Below are 25,762 nucleotides of genomic sequence, written 5' to 3' on the forward strand. Positions count from 1 at the left end.
TCTTATCCGTTCAGGGATGCCTTGAAGGCGGCGATATCCTCAGGTCCGCCGATGGCGGCGGACGAAGCCCCCGAGGCGATGCGCTTCACGAGGCCGGTCAGCACCTTGCCGGAGCCGACCTCATAGAAGGCATCGACGCCCTGGGAGGCCATGAAGGCCACGCTTTCGCGCCAGCGCACGGTGCCGGTGACCTGACGGACCAGGGCATCGCGGATGGCCGCCGGGTCCGTGATGGGAGCAGCCTCCACGTTGGCCACGACGGGAACGACGGGGGCATTCACGGTCACCCGGTCCAGGGCCTCCCGCATGGCATCGGCCGCCGGCTGCATGAGGGCACAATGGAAGGGGGCGGACACGGCCAGCATCACGGCGCGCTTGGCGCCCTTGGTCTGGGCAATGGTCACGGCCCGCTCGACGGCCGCCTTATGGCCGGAGACCACCACCTGGGCGCCGCCATTGTCGTTGGCCGCATCGCAGACCTCGCCTTGCGCCGCCTCGCGGGCAACCTCGAGGGCTGCGTCGTATTCCAGGCCCAGAAGCGCCGCCATGGCGCCCTGCCCCACGGGAACGGCATTCTGCATGGCGTTGCCGCGGATCCTGAGAAGCCGGGCCGTATCGGAAATGGAGAGGCTGCCGGCAGCCGCGAGAGCCGAATATTCGCCCAGCGAATGACCGGCCACGAAGGCGGCATGCCGCTTCAGATCGAGACCGGCCTCGGCCTCCAGCACCCGGATCGCCGCCAAGCTCACGGCCATGAGGGCCGGCTGGGTGTTGGCCGTGAGGGTCAGTTCCTCGGCAGGCCCCTCCCACATGAGGGTGGAGAGCTTCTGGGACAGAGCCTCATCCACCTCGTCGAAGACAGCCTTGGCTTGCGGGAAGGCCTCGGCCAGGGCCTTGCCCATTCCGACCGTCTGGCTTCCCTGTCCGGGAAAAATGAATGCGCGCGTCATCAGGAACGGAACCCTCAGTTCAACGAATCCGCGCGGGACTCGCACCCGCAAGGCAAGGAGTCAAGGCGAAGCGCGCGCTGCCCCGCACTTGAGCTGTGATCAGATGAGGCGCCTCCAGCCCCGCAGCATCTGCCGGTTGACCGGAGGCCGTTGCAGGCTGAAACGCCTCAGGACGGCGTCCAGGGCGTGACCGAAACTTCGAAGAACGGATCTCAAGGCTCCCAAAGACCGACCCTCCCCAGGCTTGCCCTCCTCAGGCTTGGCCTTGGGAAACACTACCTAGGCCGGGGTACCTCCGCCGTGCGCCCTCGCACCTGCCCCCTCGGCTTGGACACAGGCCCGCCGCGGAACCCATCCCCTTGTTTTCTTGAGACAACCGGTGTATCCGGTCCCCCTTCCGATATTTCTTGAACCTGAAGAAGGAGCCCCGCATGGCTCGCGTGACCGTCGAAGACTGCATCGACAAGGTCGACAACCGGTTTGAGCTCGTGCTGCTGGCCAGCCACCGGGCCCGCCTCATCTCGTCGGGCTCGCCGCTGACGATCGATCGCGACCGCGACAAGAACCCGGTCGTGGCTCTTCGTGAGATCGCCGACGAGACCATCGCTCCGGACGACCTAAAGGAGCAGCTCATCCACTCCATGCAGAAGTATGTCGAGGTGGACGAGCCGGAGGCCGAGGCCGTGCCGATGCTCAGCAACACCGCCGCAGCCCCCTCCACGGGCAGCGACAACGACGCGGACGTGCAGTTCGACCGCATGAGCGAGGACGACCTGCTGCGCGGCTTGGAGGGCCTCGTGCCCCCGAGCAACAGCGCGGACGACGACGAGCGCGAGTAAGCGTCACCAAGCCTTTCGAGAAGCCCGGCCCTGCGCCGGGCTTTTTCGTTGGAGGGCTTAACCACGACCCGGCTAGCCTGCCCTGTGGCGAGGTATTCAGCTTGCGGTCAGAAGACGTTGTACAATATCCTCAATACCTTCCCGATTTTAAGCCAGAGAGACCGGGCCCAAAGGAGATGTCGGCCGCATGATGCGCCAGTATGAACTCGTCGAGCGGGTCAAGCGCTACAACCCCTCGGCCGACGAGGCGCTTCTCAACCGCGCTTACGTGTATGCCATGATGGCCCACGGCACCCAGAAGCGCGCTTCCGGCGACCTGTTCTTCGGCCACCCCCTCGAGGTGGCCGCCATCCTGACCGACCTCAAGCTCGACGACGCGACCATCGCGGCGGCGGTCCTGCACGACACCGTGGAGGACACGCAGGCGACCCTGGAGGAGATCAACAAGACCTTCGGGCCTCAGATCGGCGCCCTCGTCGACGGCCTCACCAAGATCAAGCGGCTCGACCTCGTCTCGAAGCGGGCCGCTCAAGGGGAGAACTTCCGCAAGCTCCTGCTGGCCGTGGCCGACGACGTGCGCGTGCTTCTGGTCAAGCTCGCCGACCGCCTGCACAACATGCGGACCCTCCAGTTCATGCCGCCGGAAAAGCGCAAGCGCATCGCCGAGGAGACCCTCGACATCTATGCGCCGCTCGCCGGGCGCATGGGCATCCAGGAAATGCGCGAGGAACTGGAGGAGCTGTCCTTCCAGAACCTCGACCCGGAAGCCTACGAGGCCATCCGCCGCCACCTGCACGAGCTCTCGGCCAAGAGCGAGAAGCTGGTCGACGAGATCGAGCGGACCCTGACCACCAAGCTGCGCGCCCAGGGGATCGAGGCGGTGGTGACCGGACGCCAGAAGCGGCCCTATTCCATCTGGCGCAAGATGGAGCGGAAATCCGTCTCCTTCGAACAGCTCTCCGACATCTTCGCCTTCCGGATCATCGTGAACACCCTCGACGAGTGCTACCGGGCGCTCGGCGTGGTCCACACCAGCTGGCCCATGGTGCCGGGCCGCTACAAGGACTACATCTCGACCCCGAAGCAGAACGATTACCGCTCGATCCACACCACCGTGATCGGCCCCGGCAGCCAGCGCGTGGAACTCCAGATCCGCACCGACGACATGGACGAGGTGGCGGAATACGGCATCGCGGCGCATGCGCTCTACAAGGAAGGCGTGAACGACAATTCGCGCCTCGCTACGGAGAGCCGCGCCTATCAATGGCTGCGGCGGACCATCGACCTGCTGGCGGAAGGCGACAACCCGGAGGAGTTTCTGGAGCACACCAAGCTCGAACTCTTCCATGACCAGGTCTTCTGCTTCACCCCGAAGGGCCGCCTCATTGCCCTCCCCCGGGGCGCGACGCCCATCGACTTCGCCTATGCGGTCCATACGGATGTCGGCAACACGGCGGTCGGCTGCAAGATCAACGGCCGCATGTCGCCGCTGCTGACCGAGCTGCAGAACGGCGACGAGGTGGAGATCGTGCGCGCCGAAGGGCAGACGCCTCCGGCCGCCTGGGAATCCCTCGTGGTCACCGGCAAGGCCCGCGCCTCGATTCGCCGCGCCACCCGCGCGGCCGTGCGCCGGCAATATACCGGCCTCGGCCATCAGATCCTGGAGCGCGCCTTCGAGCGGGCCGGCCGCCCCTTCTCCGACGAGAAGCTGAAAGGCGCCCTTCCCCGCCTGGCGCGAGCCTCCGTCGAGGATGTTCTGGCAGCTGTGGGCCGCGGCGAGATGTTCTCCGGCGACGTGGTGCGCGCCGTCTACCCCGATTATTTCGAGGAGCGGCGCGACGGCAGGGGCGGACATCCCGACGGCACCGGCAAGAAGAGCCCCGGCGAGCACACGAGCGGCATTCCGATCCGCGGCCTCAGCACCGACATGCCGATCCACTTCGCACCGGAAGGCGGCGCCGTGCCGGGCGACCGCATCGTCGGCATCATGACCGCCGGCGAAGGCGTGACGATCTACCCGATCCAGTCTCCCTCCCTGGCGGCCTACGACAATGAGCCTGACCGCTGGATCGACGTGCGCTGGGATCTCGAAGCGGGTTCGACCCAGCGCTTCCCGGCGCGCATCAAGCTGCAGTCGATCAACGAGCCCGGATCGCTCGCCCAGATCACGCAGGTGATCGCCGATCACGACGGCAACATCGACAATGTCTCCATGAAGCGCCGCACGCAGGACTTCACCGACATCACCATCGACCTGACGGTCTGGGACCTGAAGCATCTCAATGCTATCATCGCGGAACTGCGCGCCAAGCGCGTGGTGAGCCGCGTCGATCGCGTAACCGGATAAGACCCCATGTCACGCAAACCTCGCATCGCCGTCATCATGGACGAGAACACCAGCAGCGGCGGAACGCTTTACGAAACGACGAAGGCGTATTTCGTCGCCGTCCAGCGCGCCGGCGGCCTGCCCTTCGGCATTCCCTATCTGGCAGAAATGATCGAGCCGGTCGTGGAGGAATTCGACGGCTTCGTGAGCGTCGGCGGCCGCATCCGGTTTCCTCGCGACTGGTACGTTGCCGGCGACGAGTCCCGCTACCCGTCATCGGAACGGCTCGAGATCGAGCAGGCGCTCATGCGGGGATTTCTCGAACGCGACAAGCCGGTGCTCGGCATCTGCAACGGCATGCAGATGCTCGCCTGTCTCCACGGAGCGCGCATGGTGCATGAGGTGCGCAAAACCGGCCCGGATATTCTCACCCACGATGACCGGACGGCCATGCACTCCGTCGAGATCGTCCCGGGCACGATGCTCTCGCGCATCCTGGGCACGGCGCGCCTCGATGTGAACAGCCGCCATCAGGAGGCGGTCGTTGCCGTATCTGATCGCGCCGTCATTGCCGCCAGGGCGGATGATGGGGTGATCGAGGCTGTCGAGATCCCGTCCCGGCGTTTCGCCATCGGCGTCCAGTGGCACCCGGAGGCCTTCGCGACCCAGGACCATCCCGGCAACAGCTTGTTCAGCGCCTTCGTGCAGGCGACGCAGCACCGCTCCTGAAACACTACTGCGGGGATTGCCGATGCCGATTGAAGTTCTCGGTCTCGATGCCGACGATACGCTCTGGCACAACGAGACGTTCTACCAATCAACGCGCCAGCGCTTCAACGAGCTGCTCGCCGATTTCGTCGATGTCGAGCGGCTCGAAGCGGAGATCGCGGCGACGGAGCATCGCAATCTCGGCCTCTACGGCTATGGGGCGAAAGGCTTCACGCTCTCGATGATGGAGACTGCCATCCAGGTGAGCGACGGGGCAATATCGAGCCGAGCCCTCAGCGAAATCCTCGCCATCGGCCGTGAGCTGATGAACCATCCCGTGGAACCCCTCCCCGGCGTTCACGAGGCGCTGGAAGCGCTCTCGGAGCAATACAGGCTCGTGCTGATCACCAAGGGCGATCTGTTCCACCAGGAGTCGAAGCTCGCGGCCTCCGGCCTCGGCAGCTTCTTCTCAGGGATCGAGATCGTCAGCGAGAAGAAGGCCGAGACCTATACCCGCATCTTCTCACGCCACGGCGCCGGCCCGGAACACGCTGCCATGGCCGGCAATTCCGTTCGCTCCGACGTGCTGCCGGCGCTCGAAGCAGGCAGCTACGCGGCGCTCATCCCGTTCCATCTGGTCTGGGCGCACGAGGACGCCCCGCTTCCCACCGCTCACCCGCGGTTTGCGGAACTGGCGGCGCTCGCGGAGTTGCCGCGTTGGCTGGCGGATGTTTCAGGAAATGGCGCAGGCTGACCTCGAAGGCAGATAACCGCCGACACCTCACGCAGAGGAACTGTCTTTCCGGAGGATCTTGCCTCATTCCCGAGAGCCTGCCAAAAGCGGTCGATCAGGAGACGCATAGCCATGACCCAGAACGAGGTTCTCGAAGAATTCCGCTCCGCAGGTGCGTTGCTGGAGGGGCACTTCATTCTCTCGTCGGGACTGCACAGCCCGGTCTTCCTGCAGAAGATGTTCGTGTTCCAGGATCCAGCGCGCACGGAGCGGGTCTGCCGAGCGCTGGCGGACAGGATCAGGGAGAAGTTCGGAGCCGTCGACTACGTGGTCTCGCCTGCCGTCGGCGGCATCGTGCCGGGTTACGAGACGGCCCGGCATCTGGGGGCCAAGGCGATCTTCGTCGAACGGGAGAACGGAGCCTTCGCGCTGCGGCGCGGGTTCACGATTCCGGAGGGCGCCCGTGTCGTCATGGTGGAAGACATCGTCACGACTGGCCTTTCCTCTCGGGAATGCCTGGCGTCCCTTCGGGAACATCCCGGAACGATTCTGGGAGCCGCCTGCCTAATCGACCGCTCCGGCGGCAAGGCCGATCTCGGCGTTCCCCTCGTGTCCCTCGTCCAGCTCGACATTCCGGCCTACGCGGCGGACCAGCTGCCACCCGATTTGGCTGCAATTCCGGCCATCAAGCCGGGCAGTCGCGACCTGAAATCAAAATAGCTGTTCATTTGTCACGCACAGGGTTGACTGCCTTGGTTCTGACAACTTGACTCTTGGAATTTACACGCCATTAAGTATTTTCTATTGTCAGGATTACTGGTCCGAAGGGTTAATAGCAGCCTGTTCTGGGGCACGTCGAATATTTTTCGCGCAGTTATATTGTCTGCGTAAATAATAGATGTCGCTTGAATAATGAAGGTTGTTAGGCCGCTCCGGCAGACACGGATAGAGAATACTTATGTCAGGCCAGCAGCGGATCGCTCTCTTCATTGATGGCGCCAACCTATACGCTACCACGAAAACTCTGGGCTTCGATATCGATTACAAGCGCCTCCTGAAGGAATTCCAGGGACGTGGAACGCTCGTGCGGGCCTTTTACTATACGGCGCTTGTAGAAGATCAGGAATATTCTTCCATCCGCCCGCTGATCGACTGGCTCGATTACAACGGCTACCGCGTGGTCACGAAGCCGACGAAGGAGTTCGTCGATTCCGCCGGCCGCCGCAAGGTGAAGGGCAACATGGACATCGAGCTCGCCATCGATGCGCTGGAGCTCGCGCCCTACATCGACCACATGATCCTGTTCTCCGGCGATGGCGACTTCCGCTCCCTCGTCGAGGCATTGCAGCGCCGTGGCGTTCGGGTCTCGGTGGTGTCCACCGTCACCACGCAGCCGCCAATGGTGGCCGACGAGCTGCGCCGGCAGGCCGACGAGTTCCTCGACCTGTCGCAGCTCGCCTCCCGAATCGGCCGCGATCCCTCGGATCGGCCGCAACGCCCCATGAACGAGAACGGGGATCGCCCCCGTCCGCAGCCGCGTAGCCCCGCGCTCGAGAGCCGCTACGGCATCCGCCAGCCGCAGGACGACGAGTTCGACGTCTGACATAATCGAACGAAATGCATCATGGCCGGGTCCGCCCCGGCCATTTTCATTTGCGCTAAAGCATCGGACCCACAAGTGGACTTGCACTTTTGGGATCGGATCCGATGCTTTCTTCTTGGATGAGAGCATCGTTCGGGCGGACCCAGCGGGCCGCGCCAGCGAAAACCGGGTCCACTTTTCGCTAGCGCGGCCCGCTGAGTCCGCACGATGCTCTAGAGCGAGCTCTCTTCAACCTGACAGCTCAACCCCAACGCTCCGGCGGTGTTGCTGACGGTGGCGAGACACAGATCGGTCCGCTCCGGCGGGATTGAGACTGCAAAGCGCGTCACGTAAAGCCCGCCCTCCGCGTCCGGCAGCTTGCGCGCCTCGAGCCGCACGATATTGGACTCGTACTGCCTGAAGACCTCGGCCAGCCGGGCCACGAGGCCGAGCTGATCGCCGCCGCTGATGGCGATGCGATGGGTGACGCTTCCCGCAGGGCCGGGGCTCGGGTCGAACGCATAAGGGACTGCCCGGATCTCGGCGCCTTCGAGTTCCGGGAGTTCCTTGAGGCCGGCCTCCACGTCGCCGGCCGTCACCTCCGGCGGAAGTTCGCACAACGCCACGAACTCGGCCCCGGAGCCGAGGGACGCAAAGGTCGTGTCCCGCAGGTTCACACCGATGTTGAACAGGTGCTCGGCTATGGCCGCGACGAGCCCGACCCGATCGGGCCCGAGAACCGACACCAGAGCTACGGACGCCATATTTCACCTCCCGATTGGACGCACCTGAGGGAGGCTAGCACAAAGTGCCCTTGCGTCAGCCCTTCTCGCGCATGAGACGGGCCTTCTCCCGGTTCCAGGAGCGCTCCTTCTCCGTCTCACGCTTGTCGTGCAGCTTCTTGCCCCGGCCGAGGCCGAGTTCCACCTTTGCGCGCCCGCGATCGTTGAAATAGATCTTGAGCGGGATCACCGTGAACCCTTCCCGCTGCGTGGCGCCGATCAGCTTGTTGATCTGGTGCTTGTGCAACAGCAGGCGCCGGGGGCGCTTGGTTTCGTGGTTGAAGCGGTTGGCCTGCAGGTACTCGGGGATGTAGGCGTTGAAGAGATAGAACTCCTCCCCCGACGGCCCGGCATGGGCCTCGCCGATTGTCGCCTTTCCCTGGCGCAGGGATTTCACCTCCGTGCCGGTGAGCGCGATCCCAGCCTCGTAGGTATCGATGATCTCGTAGTTGAACCGCGCCTTCCTGTTGTCGGCGACGACGCGGTTGGGAGTCTTGGTGTCTTTTGCCATAAGCTTTCTAAGCGTTGATCAGGCCCGCATGGACCATGGCCGAGCGAACGGCCTGCTTCGCGTTGTCGGAGGCGGGCACCAGAGGCAGGCGCACATCGTCTCCCATCAGGCCCAGCAGCGATGCCGCATATTTCACCGGCGTCGGATTGGTCTCGATGAAGAGGTTCGTGTGCAGGGGCATGAGGCGGTCCTGCACCTTCAGGGCCGAGGCGTAATCCCCGTTCAGGCAGGCGCTCTGCATCTCGGCGCAGAGGCGCGGCGCCACGTTCGAGGTGACGGAGATGCAGCCATGGCCACCGTGGGCCATGAACCCCAGAGCCGTGGCATCCTCGCCGGAAAGCTGGATGAAGTCCGGCCCCATCACCTGCCGCTGCTGGCTCACCCGCGCCATGTTGGCAGTGGCGTCCTTCACGCCGGCGATGTTCTTCAGCTCAAAGAGCCGCGCCATCGTCTCCACCGACATGTCGATCACGGAGCGGCCGGGAATGTTGTAGATGATGATCGGAATGCCGATGGCGTCGTTGATCGCCTTGTAATGCTGATAGAGGCCTTCCTGCGTCGGCTTGTTGTAGTAAGGCGTGACGATCAGCACCGCGTCGGCGCCCACCTTTTCCGCGTGCCTGGAGAACGCCACAGCCTCGGCGGTGCTGTTGGAGCCGGCGCCGGCGATCACCGGCACCCTGCCCTTCGTCTCCTCGACGCAGATCTCGACGACCCGGTCATGCTCCTTGTGGCTCAGCGTCGGTGTCTCGCCGGTCGTGCCAACGGGAACGAGGCCGCTGGTGCCCTCCTGGATCTGCCAGTTGATGAAGGACCGGAACGCAGCCTCATCCACGGCGCCATCCCTGAAGGGGGTCACCAGGGCCGTGATGGAGCCTTTGAATTGGGTCATGAATCTTCCTCGGGTAAAGCGCGCCGGATCCTAGAGGCCACAAGGGTTTAACACATAGGGGGTGCGGCGCATGGGCGCAAACGTTCCTTCGGGGAGTTGTCCTAGCTCGGCACTTGGTGTTTCCTCAAGAGAAACGTCGTCACAATCACATACGGGCGACAGGAAAGGGGTGAGCGGGTGAGCCTCAACATGCGTCTTCTCATTGGTCTTGTGACATCCGTCGCGCTTGTCCAACTCTCCACCCTCACGGTCCAGGCCAACGAAACGCTCCCCTTGAAGCCCGAGGCATCCCAGGCCAGCCCCCTGGAGACCTTCGTTCCGGCCAATCCGGTGCCGGGAGACCTGGAACACTTGGCCGGGATCTTCAAGGCTTACCGGGACAACGATCTGACCGAGGCCGAGATCCTCAAGACCAAGCTCGCTCAGCCGGCAGCCCGCGCGCTCGCAGAGTGGTACGCGATCCGCAGCGGCGCGCCCGCTACCTTCGACCGCATCATGGCCTTTCGGAAGGATTACCCGGACTGGCCCCTGACCAGCCAGATCCGGCGCAGAAGCGAGGATGCCCTGCTGGCCGAGCGCCGCTCGCCGCCCCAGGTTCGCTTCTTCTTCGCCAATCAGGCCCCCGTCACAGTGGGCGGACGCATCGCGCTCGCCTCGGCCCTGAAGGCGGACGGCCTCGAGCAGGAGGCCCACGAGAAGATCCGCCATGTCTGGCGCGAGGACAATTTCGGCCCCGACCTGGAGCGCCGCATCCTCGACCAGTTCCCAGGCGTGCTCTCCCAGGCCGATCACCGCTTCCGCATGGAGCGGCTGCTCCTGAAGGAGAACTGGGGCGGAGCCCAGCGGGCCGCGGGCCACGCGGGCAAGGATTACGGGCTTCTCGTCAAGGCACGCATGGCCGTGTTCCAGGGCAAGAAGAAAGCCCAGAAGGCTTTCGCGGCCGTCCCGGCCTCCCTGCGCAGCGACCCGTCCTATCTCTTCTCCCGCGCCCTGCTCCAGCGCCGCAGCAACAACCTGGTCGAAGCCGCTGGCATCATCATGCAGGCCCCGCGCGATCCGGAGCTGCGGGTCGATGGGGACGAATGGTGGGCCGAGCAGCGCCTGATCACCCGGGAGCTTCTCGACAAGGGCGATGCCAAGACGGCCTACGAGGTGGCCAGCCATCACGCGGCCGAATCTCCGGCGCAGCAGATCGAGGCGGAGTTCCATGCAGGCTGGATCGCCCTGCGCTTCCTGAACGAGCCTGCGAAGGCCTCGGGGCACTTCGCAGCCGTCGCCAAGACGGCCACGACCCCCATCTCCCTGTCTCGCGTTGCATATTGGCAGGGCCGTGCGGCGGAGGCGGCTGGCGAGGCTCAGAATGCCCGCCTGTTCTATGAGCGCGCCGCCGACCACCCCACAACCTATTATGGGCAACTCGCTCAGGAGAAGCTCGGTCGGACCATTGCGCTGCGGACGGTCGATCCCCTCACGGAGGAGGAGCGCAAGGCTTTCAACGCCCTCGCCCCGGTCCAGGCATTGCAGCTGCTGCAGCAGATGGGCGAGCAGGATCTGACGATCGGCCTCTATATCGATCTGGCCCAGACCCTGACCGATCCTGGTCAGCTCGATGCTCTTGCGGACCTCGCCACGTTGCAACAGAACCCCCGGGCGGTTCTTGCCGTCGGCAAGATCGCCCTGCAGAGGGGCTTCCCTCTCGACCAGCACGCCTATCCCTTGGCGGCCATTCCGGACTTCCAGTCCGTCGGGGACGAGGTGGAGCCCGCCATGGTCTATGCCATCGCCCGGCAGGAAAGCGCCTTCAATCCGCGTGCCATCTCCAGCGCCGGGGCGCGGGGCCTCATGCAGCTCATGCCGGCGACCGCCAAAAGAACAGCGCAGCGCTTCGGCGTCGGCTTCGACCTGAAGCGCCTGATCGAAGATCCCTCCTACAATGCAAAGATCGGCTCCGCCCATCTCGGCGAACTGATGGAGGATTGGAAGGGCTCCCATATCCTCGCCTTCGCGTCCTACAATGCGGGCGGCGGCAACGTAATCAAATGGGTCCGGTCCTACGGCGATCCGCGCAAGCCGGACGTGGACGAAGTCGACTGGGTCGAGCGCATCCCCTTCTACGAGACCCGCAATTACGTGCAGCGCGTTCTCGAGAATCTGAGGGTCTATCGGCAGCGTCTGAATGAGAAGCCTGCACCGGTGGCTCCAGCAACAGCGGACGCGACAGGCACCAACTAGTCATGCAAGATGCGGCTCATCGACAGCCAATGACCATGGATTGAGATGAGCGACACCTACCGGGATCTTTTCGTGTCCGCAGCCGACGGGCTGCGCCTCTATGCTCGAGACTACGGAACCGACACGGGCGACGCCCTGCCGGTCGTGTGCCTCTCGGGGCTGACGCGCTCATCCGAGGACTTTCACGAACTCGCCCTGGGCTTGAGCCATGATGCGTCACGCCCTCGCCGCATCCTGTCCCTGGATTATCGCGGCCGTGGCCGTTCCGACTGGGACGAGAACTGGCGTAACTACGACGTCAAGGTCGAGCTGAACGATGTGCTGCAGGTGCTGACAGCCGCAGGCATCGCCAGGGCAATCTTCGTCGGCACGTCCCGAGGCGGGTTGATCACCATGGCCATGAGTGCTGGCCGCCCCACATTGATCGCCGGCGCGGTCCTCAACGATATCGGCCCTGTTCTTGAAGCCAAAGGTCTTGCGCGGATCAGGGGCTATGTCGGCAAGCTGCCGACGCCCCGCACCATGGATGAAGCCGTACAGATCCTGCAACAGGCGTCGGGATCCGAGTTTCCGGCCTTTACGGATGAGCAATGGCGGGCCCTGGCGCGCGTCACATGGCGTGAGAGCGACGGCAAGCTGGTCCTCAACTACGACCCGAATCTCATGAAGACCCTTGAGACTGCCGATCCGGAGGCTCCGCTGCCCAATCTCTGGCCGCTTTTCGAGGGGTTGAAGCCGTTCCCCGTCCTCGTCATCCGCGGCGAGCATTCGGACCTGCTGTCATCTGAGACGGTGCAGGCCATGCAGGAAAGGCATCCGCGGCTCACGGCGATCACCGTCCCCGGTCAGGGACACGCCCCTGCCCTCGATGGCGATCTCGTTCATACGATCAAACAATTTGCCAGCACGGTCGAGGCGGCCGGCTGAGGCGCTGACAGATCCGGCCTAGCCCGCATCGACCCAGGCGCTTGATGCTTCCCACCGCGAGAGGCGCCCGCCTGCCGATGCACCAAAAGAAAAACCCCGGTGTTGCCACCGGGGTTTTCCTGTCCAATCAGACGAGCCGATTAGAAGTCGCGCTGAACGCGCAGACGAGCTTCCCAGCGGTCGTCGTTGTCGAGGGCGATGCCGTCAACGTCGATGTTGGCGTAGATGGCCTCAACACCGATATCCAGGCCCGCAACCGGGGTCCAGAAGAGGTTGGCACCAGCGCGCCACTCGGTGAACTCGTCGAACAGCTCGCCGCCGTACTCGACGGTCGCATACGAACCGTGGATGTTCGAACGCAGGGTGGGCGTCCAGTAGTGACGCAGACCACCGGCAACCTGCCAGCCGCGGCCGGTCTCGACGTCGCCATCGACATCGACGTAAGCGTCGACGACGGGGAAGCCGCGAACGGTGCCGGAAGCGCCGACGCCGGTCACGTTCGAGCCGAAGCCGAGGTAGCCGAGAGCGCCGTCAGCGTACGCGGCAGCAATCCAGAGGGCATCGCCTGCACCGAGAGCCGGCAGGTTGAAGCCGGCCTGAATGCCGACGGCCCAGCCGAGTTCGCTGTCGAGGAAGTCGGCATCAACCACATCGAACGCGTTGGAGCGGGTCTGGTGGAGAGCACCGGAGAGCTGGACCGAACCCCAGGTGCCGGCGTACTTCACGTTACCGACGAGGTCGGGCCACTGCTGGCCAGCGACGACACCATCGATGTCCGTCAGACGGTTACCGGCGAAGGCGCCTTCTTCAAGCGAGATGCTGGCCGAGAAGCCGTTGCCGAAGGAGAAGGTGTAGGCCAGCAGGTTCACGTCCGGATAGTCGTAGAAGCGGATCGTGGTGATGTTGCCGGAGGGCAGGTCGCCGTTGGCGAAGAACGAGGTCGTGCGACCAGCGGTCAGGCCACCGAACTGGATGTAGGCCTGAGCGATGTTCGGCGAAGTGGCGTTCGAGACGCCGCCGAGCTGACCAGCGTACACGCCGGTGTTGCGGTCCATCTCCATGCGGACGTAAGCGCGGAGCAGGCCGTAAGCGGTGGCGGTGCGGGCGTCGAGAGCGACGCGGCCACGAGCGCGGAAGCCGATCGAGTTGTCTTCGCGGAACTGCGGCTCGAGGTACTGATACTCAGCGCGAACGCGGCCGGAGACGCGCAGGCAGGTTTCAGTGCCCGGGATGTAGAAGAAGCCTGCGCCGTAGGTGGAGCAGACGCGGACGTATTCGACAGCAGCGGCCTTCCGGACGGGAAGATCGGCAGCTTGAGCTCCGGCAACAGCCGCGAGACCCGCGACCGATCCGAGGAAGAGGCTCTTAACGAGCTTCATGGTTAAACCTCCAAAGTTTCGAGACCCTGGGGGGCCGGGTTTTTGTGCCTCGGTGACTTCATCGAAGCCCTAAACACGTCCCTTTTCCCCTAAGTATCCGGCGGTTCGCCATTATGGTCGAACCCACCAGGATCACGACTGGGGTGCCCCCGTCGCTGGAGCCACATTATCCATCGCCGCCCCGCAAGCAACCGAATGAAGGCGCAAAATGGGCGGCAGGGGGGGCTTTTCAGGGGCATGTTGCACAAACGCAACGCTTGGGGCCGACTTCTTTACTTTTCGTTAAGACTTCAGCTCGTTTCTTCACAAATCCTTAAGAGACAAGGGTTTCGTCGAGGTTTCAAAGTCGCGTGATCGCCCGATGAGGCGCTCTCCCCAGCGGCAGGTCACCGGTTCGCGCTTGTGAATAACGCCACCCGCAGTGGCCAGCCCTCGACCCCGGCCCCAACAGAAAAGAGGCCGGAACGGGTCCGGCCTCGGGTCGAATCGACGGGTCAGCGGCTTCAGGCGACCTTCGGGCCGATCACCCCCCGGCGAATCTGATCCTCCTCGATCGATTCGAAGAGGGCCTTGAAGTTGCCTTCGCCGAAACCGTCATCGCCCTTGCGCTGGATGTACTCGAAGAAGATCGGTCCGATGGCCGTCTTGCCGAAGCGCTGAAGCAGCACCTTCGTGAAGCCGCCCTCGACCACGCCCTCCCCGTCGATGAGGATGCCGTTCTTCTTGAGACGGTCGAGAGGCTCCTCGTGCTTGGGAAGCCGCTTGTCGATGCGCGAATAATAGATCTCGTTCGGTGCCGGCATGAACTCGAGGCCTGCATCGATCAGCGATTCAATGGATTCGTAGAGGTCGTGAGAGCCGAGCGCCACGTGCTGGATGCCCTCGCCCTTATATTCCTGCAGATATTCCTCGATCTGCCCGGTCTCGCCCGCATCCTCGTTGATCGGAATACGGATCTTTCCGTCCGGGCTCGTCATGGCGCGGGAGTGAAGGCCCGTCAGCTTGCCCTCGATGTCGAAGTAGCGGATCTGCCGGAAGTTGAAGAGACGCTCGTAGAAGCCGGCCCATTCGTTCAACCGTCCGCGATAGACGTTGTGGGTCAGGTGGTCGATGTAGTGGAGACCGACGCCTCTCGGCTTGGGATCCTTCTCGTCGAGCCACTCGAAATCGACGTCATAGATCGAGCCCTTGGCTCCGTAGCGATCCACGAAATAGATATGCAGCCCGCCGATGCCTTCGATGGCCGGGATCTCCAGTTCGTTGGGTCCGACCTGCGTCTGCACCGGCTTGGCGCCCATGGACAGAGCCCGTTCATAGGCATACTTCGCGTCGGCGACGCGGAAGGCCATGGCCGGGGCGGACGGGCCGTGCTGGGCGGCAAACTGCTCGGCGAAGGAGCCCGGCTGCGCATTCACGATGAAGTTGATGTCGCCCTGCCGGTAGAGCAGCACGTTCTTCGAACGGTGCTTGGCCACGACGCTGAAGCCCATGGTCTTGAAGAGACGGTCCAGAGCTTGCGGATCGGGGTGGCAGTACTCCACGAACTCGAAGCCGTCCGTCCCCATCGGGTTCTCTTCGGAAATGGCGGCCGGGGGCGCATCGTGCGGGAACGGTCCCATGGTCTTTCTCCTGTCATGCCTCCGGTGAGGGAAGCCTTTGCGTGTGAAACCAACGCATTCGCTCGTCGGCGGATGCAGTTCTTCGTCAGGCCGCGTCGGGCTGGTTGGCCGGGGCGGCATCCTGAAAAGCCTTGAGGTCGGCACAAGCCGCATCCACCGCGACGATCTTCGGATAGGCATCGAGCGGGACGTTGAAACGCCGGGCATTGAAGACCTGCGGCACGAGATAGACATCGGCCATCGTGACCTTGGACCCGAAGGCGTAAGGTCCTGGGCCGAGCATCGACTCGATGGCCTCGAAGCCCTCGCGCACCCAATGGGCATACCACTCGTCCGCCGCGGCCTGATCGTGCCCGAGGCGGTTCTTGAGGTAGGCCAGCGTTCCTGAATTGTTGAGCGGGTGGATATCGCAGGCGATCAGGCTGGCGATGGCCCGGACCGTGGCCCGGTTGAGGGCGCCCATCGGCAGAAGCGGCGGATCCGGATAAGCCTCGTCGAGATATTCGAGAATGGCGGGCGACTGAGTCAGGGGCGTGCCGCCGATGTCCAGTGAAGGCACGCGCATCTGGGGATTGAGCGCCTTGTATCCCGCCTCGCGCTGCTCCCCCTTCACAAGGTTCACGGGCAGGGATTCGTAGGAGACGCCCTTGAGGTTGAGCGCGATCCTGACGCGGTAGGCGGCGGATGAACGGAAATACGTGTAGAGCTTCACGCCTCGTCCCCCTCTGCCTCAACTGGTGCCAGCAGTCGCGCCTGTCGGGTGAGCTTGTCGATCAAGGCGGAAAGCGTCTTCTGCTCCTGAGCGGTCAGCACCGACAGCAGGCGCTCGCCGACCGCGAGGGCTTCCGGAGCCACCGCTTCGTAGATCGCCCGTCCCTCCGGCGTCAGGGCGAGCCATTCCTCGCGGCGATCATCCAGGTTCGGGCGGCGCTTGACGAGCCCGCGCTTCTCAAGTGCCGAAACCGCCCGCGACACGGTCGATTTGTGCATGACGCCATCGGGCGCCATGTCCCTGGCCGTCCGGCATTCATACTGGCCGAGGGTCACGATCACGCGCCATGCCGGGATCGAGAGACCGAACCGCTCGGCATAGATCTGGGCGAGCGCGCTCGACGTCAGCCCGGCCAGCACATTGAGCCGGTAAGGCAGAAACTCCTCCAGAACCACCAAGGGTTCGGGGGCCGGCTTCCTCGCTGCAGATCCGCTCGCCATAACCATTCCGTTCGTTGCTGCCGCAACCAATACCAAGAACCGTTGCATGAGCAACTAGATTTATATGCCGCAACGTCAATATTCGTGTCGGGCTTTTCCCAACAGCAGGTCCAGAAGCAAAACAGCGCGTCCGGCAAAACCGGACGCGCTGTTTGATCACTCGCACAATTCAGAAGCGGCTTGCTAACGGCTTTCAGCAGCCTGCTTCAGCCCCAAGGCTTACACCCGGCCGCGGGTGCGGATCATGAAGGTGTCGAAGGCGTATTCGTTGAGCTGCCACCAGGGCAGGACCTCGCTGCGATAGGCCACCATCGAATCGTAGACCTTCTTGAAGTTCGCATCCTTGGCGGAGAGCTCCGCATAGAGCTCGTTGGCCGCTTTCAGCGAGGCCTCCATGATGGCCGGGGAGAAGGTGCGCAGCTCCGCGCCGGCGCCGACCATGCGGCGCAGGGCCTGACCGTTCACCGCGTCGTACTTGGCCAGCATCCAGTTGTTCGCAGCCTCGCAGGCATTGGACATGATGGCCTGGTAATGCTTTGGCAGCTCGTTCCACTTCTGCTGGTTGACGACGAGGTGCAGCATGGCGCCGCCCTCCCACCAGCCGGGAGCGTAGTAGTATTTGGCCACTTTCAGGAACCCGAGCTTCTCATCGTCATAGGGGCCGACGAACTCGGCCGCATCGAGGGTGCCGCGCTCCAGGGCCGGGTAGACATCGCCGGGCGCGATCTGCTGCGGCACGACGCCGAGCTTGGCCAGCACCATGCCGCCGAGGCCTCCGATGCGGAACTTGAGGCCGCTCAGGTCCTCGACCGTGTTGATCTCCTTGCGGAAGAAGCCGCCCATCTGGGCGCCGGAGTTGCCGCAGACCAGGGAGGTGCAGTTGTACTTGGCCAAGACGTCGTTGATGATCTCCTTGCCGCCGGCAAAGTGCCACCAGGAGTGGAGCTGGCGGGCATTGAGGCTGAAGGGCAGGCCCGTGCCCATGCCGAGCGCCGGTTCCTTGCCGACCCAGTAATAGGTCGGCGTGTGAGCGCATTCCACCGAGCCGTTCTGCACCGCGTCCATGGCCTGGAGACCGCCGACGATCTCGCCCGGCGCGAAGACCTGGATCTGGAATTTTCCGTCGGTGGCGTCCGCCATGTACTTGGCGAAGGTCTGGGCGGTGCCGAAGATGGTGTCGAGGGATTTCGGGAAGCTCGAGGTCAGGCGCCAGCGGACTTCCGGCATGCTTTGGGCGATCGCGGGAGCCGCCACCGTGCCGGCCGCAGCGGCGAGGCCGGCACCCTTCAGAAAGTTTCTTCTCTTCATCGTCGTCATTGGCGTTTCCCCGGAAAGCAATTCGTTGCAAGCTGAGTGGACCATAACAACCCGGTCGGTGGCAATGAAGCTTTCTTCCCTGAATCAAGGCCGTGATGGCCGCCTCGTCGTCGTCTCGAAGGACCTGACCCACGCGACGGATGCATTTTTCATTGTCCCCACGCTCCAGCAAGCCCTGGACGATTGGGAAAAAGTCGAACCCCGCCTGCGCGACCTCGCCGAGCAGCTCGAGCACGGCTCCGTCCCGGCCTTCCGCTTTCACGAGCACGACTGCGCCTCCCCCCTGCCCCGCGCCTACCAATGGGCCGACGGCTCGGCCTACGTGAACCACGTGGAGCTGGTGCGCAAAGCCAGGGGCGCCGAGATGCCGGCCTCGTTCTGGACCGACCCGCTCATGTACCAGGGCGGCTCCGATTCCTTCCTCGGCCCGCGCGACCCGATTCTGGCCGCCGACGAGGCTCACGGCATCGACTTCGAGGCCGAGGTCGCGGTGATCACCGGCGACGTTCCCATGGGGGCCACCCGCGAGGAGGCTGCCGCCGCCATCAAGCTCGTCGTCCTCGTCAACGACGTGTCCCTGCGCAACCTGATCCCGGGGGAGCTCGCCAAGGGCTTCGGCTTCTTCCAGGCCAAGCCCTCCTCGGCCCTGTCGCCGGTGGCGGTCACGCCGGACGAACTGGGCGAGGCCTGGGACGGCGGCAAGCTGCACCTACCCCTGCTCTCCAGCCTCAACGGCAAGCCCTTCGGCCGGCCCAATGCGGGCGTGGACATGACCTTCGATTTACCGACCCTGATCGCGCACGCGGCCAAGACCCGGCCGCTCGGCGCCGGCACGGTGATCGGCTCCGGCACGGTCTCGAACAAGGACGAGAGCGGCGGACCGGGCAAGCCCATCGATCAAGGAGGCCTCGGCTATTCCTGCCTGGCGGAGCTGCGCACGGTGGAGACGATCGTGCAGGGCGAGGCCCGGACGCCGTTCATGCGCTTCGGCGACACGATTCGCATCGAGATGAAGGACAAGGCGGGCCACTCGATCTTCGGAGCCATCGAGCAGGAGGTCCAGGCCTACCGCAAGGAGGCGTGATGCTGCGCCTGGACCATGTTCAGCTCGCCATTCCCGCCGGCGCGGAGGAGCTGTGCCGGCCCTTCTATGCCGGCATGCTCGGCATGAGGGAGGTGCCGAAGCCCGCGGCGCTTGCCGGACGCGGCGGGCTCTGGCTGGAGAGCGGGTCCGTTCGCATCCATCTCGGTGTCGAAGAGAATTTCCGCCCGGCCCGCAAGGCACACCCGGCCATTGCCGTCGCGGATCTCGATGCGCTGGCGCGGCTCCTGTCCGAGGCCGGTCACGAGCCGGCTTGGGACGATGCCATCCCGGATCTCCGGCGGTTCTACGTCGAGGATCCGGTCGGCAACCGGATCGAGTTCATGGAGGGCTGACGGCCCCAACGAAAAAGGCCGCCGGAAACTCCGGCGGCCTTTTCGATAGGCATCGGCGGTTTACATGACGCGGGCGCCGCCACCGGCAATGCCCTGCGCGTGCTGCAGATGCATCTGCAGGGTCGGCAGGGTCTGGCGGGCGAAGGCTGCCAGCGGAGGAACGTCGCCGTTCGAGCCATAGGACGAGAACAGGGCGACGGATTCCTGATGCGCCATGACCTGGGCGCCCATATAGGCCGAGTCGAAATCGGAGGCCGTCTGGAGAGAGGCCACCATCGCCTGATGGCGCGGGATCATGGTGGGAGCCGGCATCGGCAGGCCGGAGCGGCGCAGAACGGCCATCATCCGGCGGGTCGCCAGGTTGTGATCGCGGATCATCTGACGGGCGAAGCGGCGGACCTCGGGACTGCGCGCGCGCTGCAGGGCCAGCCGGCTCGACTCGATCTCGAGGAGATTGGACGAGACCGCCGCCGGAACGAAGACCGATGCGGTGGTGACGGCCATCGGGGCTGGAGCCGACGCCATCGGCGTCATGCAGCCGGCAACGCCAAGTGCCATCGCACCGGCGACAAGAGCGATCTTGAGATTCATTGCGGGAGTTCCCTTCCTGCGCCCGGTCCGAACGGTCGAGCTGACGGCTCTCCAACCATGGAACACCCCTGCAGGTTCCGGCCGGCTGCCTGAATTCCTAACCGACAGGTGAACGCGGCCCGCGGAACTCTTGGAAATGCCCTGTCTTTTCCTGGTGCACATCCTCAAGCACAGGGAGAATACACATGAATCTCGGCAGCATCATCGACGGCCTGATGCGCAGTCAGGGCTCCCACAAGGGCCACCGGCCGCAGCAGGGCGGCCTCGGCGGCATGCTCGGCGGCTCCGGCGGGTTCGGCTCGCAGATCCCGGGCGGCATGGGCGGCCTTGCGGCAGGAAGCCTCCTGTCCCTGATCCTCGGCTCCCGCGGCGGACGCTCCGCCGGCGGCTCCCTGATGAAGGCCGGCGGCCTTGCGGTGCTCGCGAGCGTCGCCTTCAAAGCCTATCAGGACTGGCAGGCCAACCAGGCCCCCGGCGCCGGGCAGCCCGGAAGCGTGCCCGCGCAGCCGCCGGCCGGCAGCGGGTTCCGCCTCGAGGAGGAGAAGGACAAGAACGGCCACGAGATGGGCCTCGCCCTCGTGCAGGCCATGATCTCGGCGGCGAAGTCCGACGGGCATCTCGACGGAGAGGAAAGCACCCGCATCCAGGAGCAGATCCAGCAGCTCGGCCTCGGCAACGAGGAGAAGGGTTTCCTGCTCGACATGATGGCCAAGCCCGCCGATGCCGCCGCCATCGCCCGCCTGCCCAAGAGCAAGGAGCAAGCCGCCGAGCTCTACGTGGCCTCGCGGGTCGCCATCGGCGACGCGGACACCCCGGAGGAGAAGGCCTATCTCGACCGCCTCGTGGCGCTTCTCGACCTTCCGCCCGCTCTGGTCACCCATCTCGATGCGCAGATCGGCGCCGTCCGCCAGACGGTTGCCGGCGGCACGGGAGCCTGACCCCGCCAGGAGGCTCCATGGGACAGCCATGGAGCCTCGCCTCTCCAGCACAACGGAGTCCTTCATGAACGACCACGTCTACAAGATCGTCGAGCTCGTCGGCTCGTCCGAGACCAGCATCGAGGATGCCATCCAGACCGCGATCCGGCGGGCCAATGCGAGCTTGAGAAACCTGCGCTGGTTCGAGGTCATCCAGACCCGCGGCCATGTGGAGGACGGCGAGGTGCGCCACTACCAGGTGGTGCTGAAGGCCGGGTTCACGCTGGAGGACGGCCAGTAGGCCGTTCTCTGTGTCATTCCCGGCCGGAGCGCAGCGGAGGGGAAGGGAATCCACCCGCATGCGCAAAGCCATGGATCCCCTTCCCGCACTTCGTGCGCCGGGGATGACACAGAGGGGTAGGCACGGCTTCAAACACGCCCGTCCCATCCCTCAAGGCAGTTCCTGCTTGCTCAGATGACGAAGAAGTCGGAGTACTTGAGAAGGGCCTTGTTGGTCAGCGTCGCGATCTGGATCTGCGCCTTCGATCCTGTTCCGTCCTGATCGTAGTACAGCTTGCCGGATCTCTTGTCATACACGATCCGGTCCTCCGCATCCTGAGCCTTCGTGTTCTGCACGAACATGTCCGACTTGAACTTCTTCGGCTTGGAGAAGGTCCCGGATCCCAGCTTGGTGAAGACCTTGTTGTCCAGGTAGATGCCGTCGTCCTGGGTGCGGAAGTCGGCGATCTGATCCACGTTCGTGCGCTTGTTCAGGCGCATGTCGAACACGAACACGTCCTTGCCTGCGCCTCCCGTGAGCACATCGTTGCCCAGCCCGCCATAGAGCGTGTCGCCGCCGGCCTCGCCCGCGAGCACATCGGCGCCCGATCCGCCGCGCAGGGTGAAGGGCGTGGCCTCCACGGCGTTCGTCACTGTGATCGCGAAGGTCTGGCTGGTCACGCCGCCGTAGTCGTCCCGTGCGTGCACCGTCACGCTGTGCTGCCGGGCGGCCTCGAAGTCGAGGGCATTGGCCACCACCAGGCTGTTGCCCACGAGGGCAAAGGGGCTGCCGGCGTCGAGGCTGTAGCGCAGCCCATCCCCGTCCGCATCCGTGGCCGACAGGATGGCCACCACGGAGTTGATCGGGGCGTTCTCCACCACGTTCTGCGCCGACAGGCCAAGGCCTGCGGGAGCCGTGTTGATGACCTCGATTCCGTCATCGAACTGCAGCAGGCGGATGTTGTAGAGCCGGTCGGTGCCGTCAGATCCTGCGACGGTGAGGCTGCCGTCGCCGTTACGGGTGATCGTGGTCTGCGCCCGCTGGCCCGAGAACACGGCCGTGTTGACGCCGCTGCCGCCGCTCAGCGTGTCGTCGCCGCCCCCGCCCTGCAGCGTGTCGTTGCCGACGCCGCCGAGGAGCCGGTTGGCCACTCCGTCGCCGGTGAAGCGGTCGTTGCCCGAACCGCCGATGAGGTTCTCGATGGAATACAGCGTGTCCCAGCCATAACCGGTGTTCTGCGGCTCGCCCTCAAGTGACAGATCGACGGTTGCACCCGCGGCACCTGAGAAGGCGACCGTGTCGATGTCGAATCCGCCATCGAGCACGTCGTCCCCCAATCCGCCTTCGAGAGTGTCGATGCCGTCGAAGGCCAGAAAGACATTATCAGCGTTGCTGCCGACAATACTATCGTTCCCGGCTCCTGTCTGAACATTTTCTATGCTTCGATAAACGCTCCTGCCTGCACCCGTAGACTGCACATCGGTTCGCTGAAGATTTAACGTGATATCCGTCGTGCCATTGAGGATGATCAAGTGATCATTGCCATCGCCGCCGTCGATAGTATCATTCCCAGAACTGCCTCTAAACCGGTCGTTCCCTGCACTTCCAAACGCTCGATTGTTCCCAGAACCCAGATCGATGATTCCGTTGATGATCGTGCCTGAGCGGCTGTCGAAGATGTCATTTCCACCATAAAGATTTACGTTTCCTTGGATCAATCCAGTGTTGGTAACTTGATCAACATCCTCACTTCCGAAAAGAGCGAGATATTCTTTGTTGCTATACCCTCCCTGTATAAATCCGGAATTCAGCAGAGATGAGCCAAAATCAGTGGAAATCCTGATAGCTACGTCTGAATACGATGCGATAGTACCTGCATTGATCAGGTTGCCCGATCCACCCGTCAGGAGTACGCCAGTTCCAATTCGCCCAACGATCTGTCCTTCATTGTGAAGGATCTGATGACTTAACCCACCGCTCAGCAAGACACCGAACGACCCTCCAACGATCGAGCCCGTTGAACCTACGAAGACTGTATTGTGACCTGTCCCGGAGTTCACGCCAGCGCCATGCGCTGAAATAGTCCCCATAATTGTTGCTGTCAGCCTCCCACTGAACGCGAGAACACCATCACCCCCGGAAGTGGATACTGAACCTGCCCTTTCGACAATCAAATGATCGCCAGGTCCAATTTGAATTCCAGACGCTTCCCGGGTCGGAAGAACAGTATTCACGATAACTGTAGCCATTAGTTGTCCCAACGTTCCTTCAACAAGTTTCGCCAGACAAACTGCCACAGAACTCATATCACTTGCCCCCTCCGTTCAGGGAGGGCAGATAGCTTTCTCCTTGGCACTCCCCCAACTCATGTTCGAATTGAAGCCGCAGGCTCATGCGAAGAATATCGTCCTTCCGCAGCTTGCCAGACCGATCAAACCACCGTGAAGGCGGACGATCCAGTCTGCGAGGCTCAAGCTCGAATCCAGATCTCGCACGGCAGCGTTTCGCTAGCGGCAGAATGGTTAGAATAGGAAGAGCAAATCCGCCGGAATGCTTATGCCTAATCGGCGGCAACGGTACGAATGAGGCAATCGTCAATGCTGTGCAGGAGAAGATTTTGTGCCAAGGGGCAAGCCTTCACCAGCTCACCCCTCCAGCTCCTCGCGCAGCATCTCCAGCTCCAGCCAGCGCTCCTCGGCCGCGTGCAGTTCTGACTGCAACTGCGTCAGCGCATCCATGGCCTTCTGGAAGCGGGCCGGGTCGCGTGCATAAAGCTCGGGATCGGCGAGGATCTCCTGCACCTTGGCGATCTTCGCCTCGATCTCACCCATGCGCTTCGGCAGCGTCTTGAGGTCGTGCTGCTCGTTGAAGGAGAGCTTGCGCTTGTTCTGCACTTGGGGCGCGGCGGCGGGCTTGTCGGCGCTCTTCGCCTTCGCTTCCTTCTCGACGACGCGGGCCTGCACGCCGCGCCCGCGCTGGGCCACCATGTCGGTGTAGCCGCCTGCATATTCGAGCCAGCGCCCCTCGCCTTCCGACACAAGAACGGAGCTCACCGTGCGGTCGAGGAAGTCGCGGTCGTGGCTCACCAGAATGACCGTGCCGGAGTAATCCTGGATCATCTCCTCGAGCAGATCGAGGGTCTCGAGGTCGAGGTCGTTGGTGGGCTCGTCGAGCACCAGGAGGTTGGAGGGCTGCGCCAGGGCGCGGGCCAGCATGAGGCGGTTGCGCTCGCCGCCGGAGAGCACGCCCACGGGGGTGCGCGCCTGCTCGGGCGCGAACAGGAAGTCCTTCATGTAGCCGATCACGTGCTTGGTCTGGCCGCCGATGGTGACGGTGTCGCCGCGCCCGCCGGTGAGCGTCTCGGACACGGTGGCGTTGGGATCGAGGCTCGCGCGGCGCTGGTCGAGGGTGACCATCTGCAGGTTGGAGCCCAGGCGCACCCGTCCCTCGTCCGGCGCGAGAACGCCGGTCAGCATGTTGATGAGGGTGGTCTTGCCGGCGCCGTTCGGCCCGATGATGCCGAGCCGGTCGCCGCGCAGCACCCGCAGGGACAGGTTCGACACGATGGGCCGGTCATAGGATTTCGAGATGCCCTCCGCCTCGACCACGAGGGTGCCGGACTGTTCGGCCTCGGCGAGGCTCATGGTAACCGTGCCGACGGCGCGGTTGCGGTCGCGGTATTGCTGGCGCATGGCGTGGAGGTTGCCGAGGCGGCGCACGTTGCGCTTGCGCCGGGCGGTCACGCCGTAGCGCAGCCAGTCGGCCTCGGCCACGAGCTTGCGCCCGAGCTTGTGGTGCTCGGCCTCCTCCTGCTCCAGCACCTGGTCGCGCCATTCCTCGAAATGAGCAAAGCCCCGGTCCATGCGGCGGGTCTTGCCCCGGTCGAGCCAGACCGTGGCCTGGGACAGGCTCTCCAGGAAGCGGCGGTCGTGGCTGATGAGAACGAGCGCCGAGCGCAGGCTTTTCAGCTCGCCCTCGAGCCATTCGATGACCGGCAGGTCCAGGTGGTTCGTCGGCTCGTCGAGCAGAAGGATGTCGGGCTCCGGCGCCAGCACGTGGGCGAGCGCCGCGCGGCGGGCCTCGCCGCCCGAGAGGTCGGCGGGTCTTTCCTCCCCAGTCAGGCCGAGCTGCTCCAGCAGATAGCGCGCCCGGTACGGATCGTCCCCCGGCCCGAGCCCCGCCTCCACATAGGCGAGCGTCGAGGGATAGGCGGTGAGGTCCGGCTCCTGGGCGAGATAGCGCACGGTGGCGCCCGGCTGCACGAACCGCTTGCCGCGGTCGGCCTCGATCTGCCCTGCGGCGATCTTGAGCAGGGTGGACTTGCCCGAGCCGTTGCGGCCCACGAGGCAGGCGCGCTCGCCGGGGGAAACGGAGAGGTCCGCGCCCACGATGAGCGGCGTGCCGCCGAAGGTGAGAGCCGTGTCCTGGAGGGAAAGAAGAGGAGGAAGTGCCATTCCCGGTCACCTGACACCTCTTCGCCGCAGATGCAAGGCCGCTCCGGGATGTTACGGGGTGGACGGTCTTTGAT

The 25,762-nt window shown here is 64.2% G+C and carries 24 protein-coding genes; 12 read left to right on the plus strand and 12 right to left on the minus strand.

Annotated features, from left to right (window positions below; genetic code table 11):
- Positions 1-2: 2 nt before the first annotated feature.
- On the minus strand, positions 3-950 hold the full coding sequence (fabD, locus tag JAO75_RS10150; protein ID WP_199048822.1) for an ACP S-malonyltransferase: 948 nt from the start codon (positions 948-950) through the stop codon (positions 3-5).
- A gap of 431 nt (positions 951-1,381) precedes the next feature.
- On the opposite strand from fabD, the gene rpoZ reads away from it, so the two are divergent.
- The 6 genes from rpoZ (at position 1,382) to JAO75_RS10180 (ending at position 7,159) form a co-directional block, all read left to right on the plus strand.
- Positions 1,382-1,789 carry a DNA-directed RNA polymerase subunit omega gene (gene rpoZ / locus JAO75_RS10155; protein WP_199048824.1) on the plus strand — a complete coding sequence of 136 codons (408 nt, stop codon included), beginning with the start codon at positions 1,382-1,384 and terminating at the stop codon, positions 1,787-1,789.
- Positions 1,790-1,976: 187 nt separating this feature from the next.
- The gene (locus tag JAO75_RS10160; protein WP_199048826.1) at positions 1,977-4,136 is read left to right on the plus strand and encodes a RelA/SpoT family protein; all 2,160 of its coding nucleotides are present in this window, start codon (positions 1,977-1,979) and stop codon (positions 4,134-4,136) included.
- Positions 4,137-4,142: 6 nt separating this feature from the next.
- A complete protein-coding gene (locus JAO75_RS10165) occupies positions 4,143-4,844 on the plus strand; it encodes a gamma-glutamyl-gamma-aminobutyrate hydrolase family protein (protein WP_199048828.1) in 702 nt (233 codons plus the stop codon).
- Positions 4,845-4,866: 22 nt separating this feature from the next.
- Complete coding sequence (locus JAO75_RS10170; protein WP_199048830.1) at positions 4,867-5,577, plus strand: HAD family hydrolase; 711 nt, start codon at positions 4,867-4,869, stop codon at positions 5,575-5,577.
- 111 nt (positions 5,578-5,688) lie between these two features.
- A complete protein-coding gene (pyrE, locus tag JAO75_RS10175) occupies positions 5,689-6,276 on the plus strand; it encodes an orotate phosphoribosyltransferase (RefSeq protein WP_199048832.1) in 588 nt (195 codons plus the stop codon).
- A 238-nt stretch (positions 6,277-6,514) separates the two neighbouring features.
- Complete coding sequence (locus JAO75_RS10180; protein WP_199048834.1) at positions 6,515-7,159, plus strand: LabA-like NYN domain-containing protein; 645 nt, start codon at positions 6,515-6,517, stop codon at positions 7,157-7,159.
- Positions 7,160-7,371: 212 nt separating this feature from the next.
- Here the strand turns inward: JAO75_RS10180 and JAO75_RS10185 are convergent, their stop codons facing one another.
- The 3 genes from JAO75_RS10185 to dapA are packed head-to-tail and all read right to left on the minus strand — an operon-like array spanning position 7,372 to position 9,323.
- Positions 7,372-7,902, minus strand: coding sequence for a glycine cleavage system transcriptional repressor (locus JAO75_RS10185; protein WP_199048836.1), 531 nt, complete (start codon positions 7,900-7,902; stop codon positions 7,372-7,374).
- Positions 7,903-7,957: 55 nt separating this feature from the next.
- The gene (gene smpB / locus JAO75_RS10190; protein ID WP_199048838.1) at positions 7,958-8,431 is read right to left on the minus strand and encodes an SsrA-binding protein SmpB; all 474 of its coding nucleotides are present in this window, start codon (positions 8,429-8,431) and stop codon (positions 7,958-7,960) included.
- Between the two features lie 7 nt (positions 8,432-8,438).
- A complete protein-coding gene (dapA, locus tag JAO75_RS10195) occupies positions 8,439-9,323 on the minus strand; it encodes a 4-hydroxy-tetrahydrodipicolinate synthase (protein WP_199048840.1) in 885 nt (294 codons plus the stop codon).
- 189 nt (positions 9,324-9,512) lie between these two features.
- Here dapA and JAO75_RS10200 point away from each other — a divergent pair, with 189 nt between their 5' ends.
- Together JAO75_RS10200 and JAO75_RS10205 are read left to right on the plus strand one after the other, a co-directional pair.
- Positions 9,513-11,555 carry a lytic transglycosylase domain-containing protein gene (locus tag JAO75_RS10200; protein ID WP_199048842.1) on the plus strand — a complete coding sequence of 681 codons (2,043 nt, stop codon included), beginning with the start codon at positions 9,513-9,515 and terminating at the stop codon, positions 11,553-11,555.
- A 45-nt stretch (positions 11,556-11,600) separates the two neighbouring features.
- Positions 11,601-12,482, plus strand: coding sequence for an alpha/beta fold hydrolase (locus JAO75_RS10205; protein WP_199048844.1), 882 nt, complete (start codon positions 11,601-11,603; stop codon positions 12,480-12,482).
- A 140-nt stretch (positions 12,483-12,622) separates the two neighbouring features.
- Here JAO75_RS10205 and JAO75_RS10210 read toward each other — a convergent pair whose 3' ends face one another.
- From JAO75_RS10210 to JAO75_RS10230, 5 genes are all read right to left on the minus strand, one after another.
- A complete protein-coding gene (locus tag JAO75_RS10210; RefSeq protein ID WP_199048846.1) occupies positions 12,623-13,861 on the minus strand; it encodes a porin in 1,239 nt (412 codons plus the stop codon).
- A gap of 503 nt (positions 13,862-14,364) precedes the next feature.
- A complete protein-coding gene (hppD, locus tag JAO75_RS10215) occupies positions 14,365-15,480 on the minus strand; it encodes a 4-hydroxyphenylpyruvate dioxygenase (RefSeq protein ID WP_199048848.1) in 1,116 nt (371 codons plus the stop codon).
- 85 nt (positions 15,481-15,565) lie between these two features.
- Positions 15,566-16,192 (minus strand): maleylacetoacetate isomerase, encoded by a 627-nt coding sequence (maiA, locus tag JAO75_RS10220; RefSeq protein ID WP_199048850.1) that lies wholly within the window; start codon positions 16,190-16,192, stop codon positions 15,566-15,568.
- On the minus strand, positions 16,189-16,692 hold the full coding sequence (locus JAO75_RS10225; RefSeq protein WP_199048852.1) for a MarR family winged helix-turn-helix transcriptional regulator: 504 nt from the start codon (positions 16,690-16,692) through the stop codon (positions 16,189-16,191). Before JAO75_RS10225 ends, maiA begins: the two co-directional genes overlap by 4 nt.
- A gap of 219 nt (positions 16,693-16,911) precedes the next feature.
- Positions 16,912-18,000, minus strand: a complete 1,089-nt coding sequence (locus JAO75_RS10230; RefSeq protein ID WP_199049099.1) for a TRAP transporter substrate-binding protein — start codon at positions 17,998-18,000, stop codon at positions 16,912-16,914.
- A gap of 73 nt (positions 18,001-18,073) precedes the next feature.
- Between JAO75_RS10230 and JAO75_RS10235 the strand changes: the two genes are divergently transcribed.
- On the plus strand, positions 18,074-19,093 hold the full coding sequence (locus JAO75_RS10235; protein ID WP_199048854.1) for a fumarylacetoacetate hydrolase family protein: 1,020 nt from the start codon (positions 18,074-18,076) through the stop codon (positions 19,091-19,093).
- Positions 19,093-19,446: a VOC family protein gene (locus tag JAO75_RS10240; RefSeq protein ID WP_199048856.1), complete on the plus strand. Its 354-nt coding sequence runs from the start codon at positions 19,093-19,095 to the stop codon at positions 19,444-19,446. Before JAO75_RS10235 ends, JAO75_RS10240 begins: the two co-directional genes overlap by 1 nt.
- A gap of 60 nt (positions 19,447-19,506) precedes the next feature.
- On the opposite strand, the gene JAO75_RS10245 is transcribed toward JAO75_RS10240, so the two are convergent.
- Positions 19,507-20,037, minus strand: a complete 531-nt coding sequence (locus JAO75_RS10245; protein WP_199048858.1) for a DUF4142 domain-containing protein — start codon at positions 20,035-20,037, stop codon at positions 19,507-19,509.
- Between the two features lie 185 nt (positions 20,038-20,222).
- Here JAO75_RS10245 and JAO75_RS10250 point away from each other — a divergent pair, with 185 nt between their 5' ends.
- Both JAO75_RS10250 and JAO75_RS10255 read left to right on the plus strand, forming a co-directional pair.
- On the plus strand, positions 20,223-20,975 hold the full coding sequence (locus JAO75_RS10250) for a tellurite resistance TerB family protein (protein ID WP_199048860.1): 753 nt from the start codon (positions 20,223-20,225) through the stop codon (positions 20,973-20,975).
- Between the two features lie 64 nt (positions 20,976-21,039).
- Positions 21,040-21,255 (plus strand): dodecin, encoded by a 216-nt coding sequence (locus JAO75_RS10255; RefSeq protein ID WP_199048862.1) that lies wholly within the window; start codon positions 21,040-21,042, stop codon positions 21,253-21,255.
- A 170-nt stretch (positions 21,256-21,425) separates the two neighbouring features.
- On the opposite strand, the gene JAO75_RS25180 is transcribed toward JAO75_RS10255, so the two are convergent.
- Both JAO75_RS25180 and JAO75_RS10265 read right to left on the minus strand, forming a co-directional pair.
- Positions 21,426-23,540, minus strand: a complete 2,115-nt coding sequence (locus JAO75_RS25180; RefSeq protein WP_343234589.1) for a M10 family metallopeptidase C-terminal domain-containing protein — start codon at positions 23,538-23,540, stop codon at positions 21,426-21,428.
- Positions 23,541-23,879: 339 nt separating this feature from the next.
- Positions 23,880-25,688: an ABC-F family ATP-binding cassette domain-containing protein gene (locus JAO75_RS10265; RefSeq protein ID WP_199048867.1), complete on the minus strand. Its 1,809-nt coding sequence runs from the start codon at positions 25,686-25,688 to the stop codon at positions 23,880-23,882.
- Positions 25,689-25,762: the final 74 nt, after the last annotated feature.

The organism is Microvirga splendida (assembly GCF_016427565.1).
Taxonomy (GTDB): domain Bacteria; phylum Pseudomonadota; class Alphaproteobacteria; order Rhizobiales; family Beijerinckiaceae; genus Microvirga; species Microvirga splendida.

Excerpts from the sequence above, each read along its gene's own strand:
- fabD (WP_199048822.1), bottom strand. The coding sequence starts at position 950 with ATGACGCGCGCATTCATTTTTCCCGGACAGGGAAGCCAGACGGTCGGA.
- rpoZ (WP_199048824.1), top strand. The coding sequence starts at position 1,382 with ATGGCTCGCGTGACCGTCGAAGACTGCATCGACAAGGTCGACAACCGG.
- JAO75_RS10160 (WP_199048826.1), top strand. The coding sequence starts at position 1,977 with ATGATGCGCCAGTATGAACTCGTCGAGCGGGTCAAGCGCTACAACCCC.
- JAO75_RS10165 (WP_199048828.1), top strand. The coding sequence starts at position 4,143 with ATGTCACGCAAACCTCGCATCGCCGTCATCATGGACGAGAACACCAGC.
- JAO75_RS10170 (WP_199048830.1), top strand. The coding sequence starts at position 4,867 with ATGCCGATTGAAGTTCTCGGTCTCGATGCCGACGATACGCTCTGGCAC.
- pyrE (WP_199048832.1), top strand. The coding sequence starts at position 5,689 with ATGACCCAGAACGAGGTTCTCGAAGAATTCCGCTCCGCAGGTGCGTTG.
- JAO75_RS10180 (WP_199048834.1), top strand. The coding sequence starts at position 6,515 with ATGTCAGGCCAGCAGCGGATCGCTCTCTTCATTGATGGCGCCAACCTA.
- JAO75_RS10185 (WP_199048836.1), bottom strand. The coding sequence starts at position 7,902 with ATGGCGTCCGTAGCTCTGGTGTCGGTTCTCGGGCCCGATCGGGTCGGG.
- smpB (WP_199048838.1), bottom strand. The coding sequence starts at position 8,431 with ATGGCAAAAGACACCAAGACTCCCAACCGCGTCGTCGCCGACAACAGG.
- dapA (WP_199048840.1), bottom strand. The coding sequence starts at position 9,323 with ATGACCCAATTCAAAGGCTCCATCACGGCCCTGGTGACCCCCTTCAGG.
- JAO75_RS10200 (WP_199048842.1), top strand. The coding sequence starts at position 9,513 with ATGCGTCTTCTCATTGGTCTTGTGACATCCGTCGCGCTTGTCCAACTC.
- JAO75_RS10205 (WP_199048844.1), top strand. The coding sequence starts at position 11,601 with ATGAGCGACACCTACCGGGATCTTTTCGTGTCCGCAGCCGACGGGCTG.
- JAO75_RS10210 (WP_199048846.1), bottom strand. The coding sequence starts at position 13,861 with ATGAAGCTCGTTAAGAGCCTCTTCCTCGGATCGGTCGCGGGTCTCGCG.
- hppD (WP_199048848.1), bottom strand. The coding sequence starts at position 15,480 with ATGGGACCGTTCCCGCACGATGCGCCCCCGGCCGCCATTTCCGAAGAG.
- JAO75_RS10225 (WP_199048852.1), bottom strand. The coding sequence starts at position 16,692 with ATGGCGAGCGGATCTGCAGCGAGGAAGCCGGCCCCCGAACCCTTGGTG.
- JAO75_RS10230 (WP_199049099.1), bottom strand. The coding sequence starts at position 18,000 with ATGAAGAGAAGAAACTTTCTGAAGGGTGCCGGCCTCGCCGCTGCGGCC.
- JAO75_RS10235 (WP_199048854.1), top strand. The coding sequence starts at position 18,074 with ATGAAGCTTTCTTCCCTGAATCAAGGCCGTGATGGCCGCCTCGTCGTC.
- JAO75_RS10240 (WP_199048856.1), top strand. The coding sequence starts at position 19,093 with ATGCTGCGCCTGGACCATGTTCAGCTCGCCATTCCCGCCGGCGCGGAG.
- JAO75_RS10245 (WP_199048858.1), bottom strand. The coding sequence starts at position 20,037 with ATGAATCTCAAGATCGCTCTTGTCGCCGGTGCGATGGCACTTGGCGTT.
- JAO75_RS10250 (WP_199048860.1), top strand. The coding sequence starts at position 20,223 with ATGAATCTCGGCAGCATCATCGACGGCCTGATGCGCAGTCAGGGCTCC.
- JAO75_RS10255 (WP_199048862.1), top strand. The coding sequence starts at position 21,040 with ATGAACGACCACGTCTACAAGATCGTCGAGCTCGTCGGCTCGTCCGAG.
- JAO75_RS25180 (WP_343234589.1), bottom strand. The coding sequence starts at position 23,540 with ATGAGTTCTGTGGCAGTTTGTCTGGCGAAACTTGTTGAAGGAACGTTG.
- JAO75_RS10265 (WP_199048867.1), bottom strand. The coding sequence starts at position 25,688 with ATGGCACTTCCTCCTCTTCTTTCCCTCCAGGACACGGCTCTCACCTTC.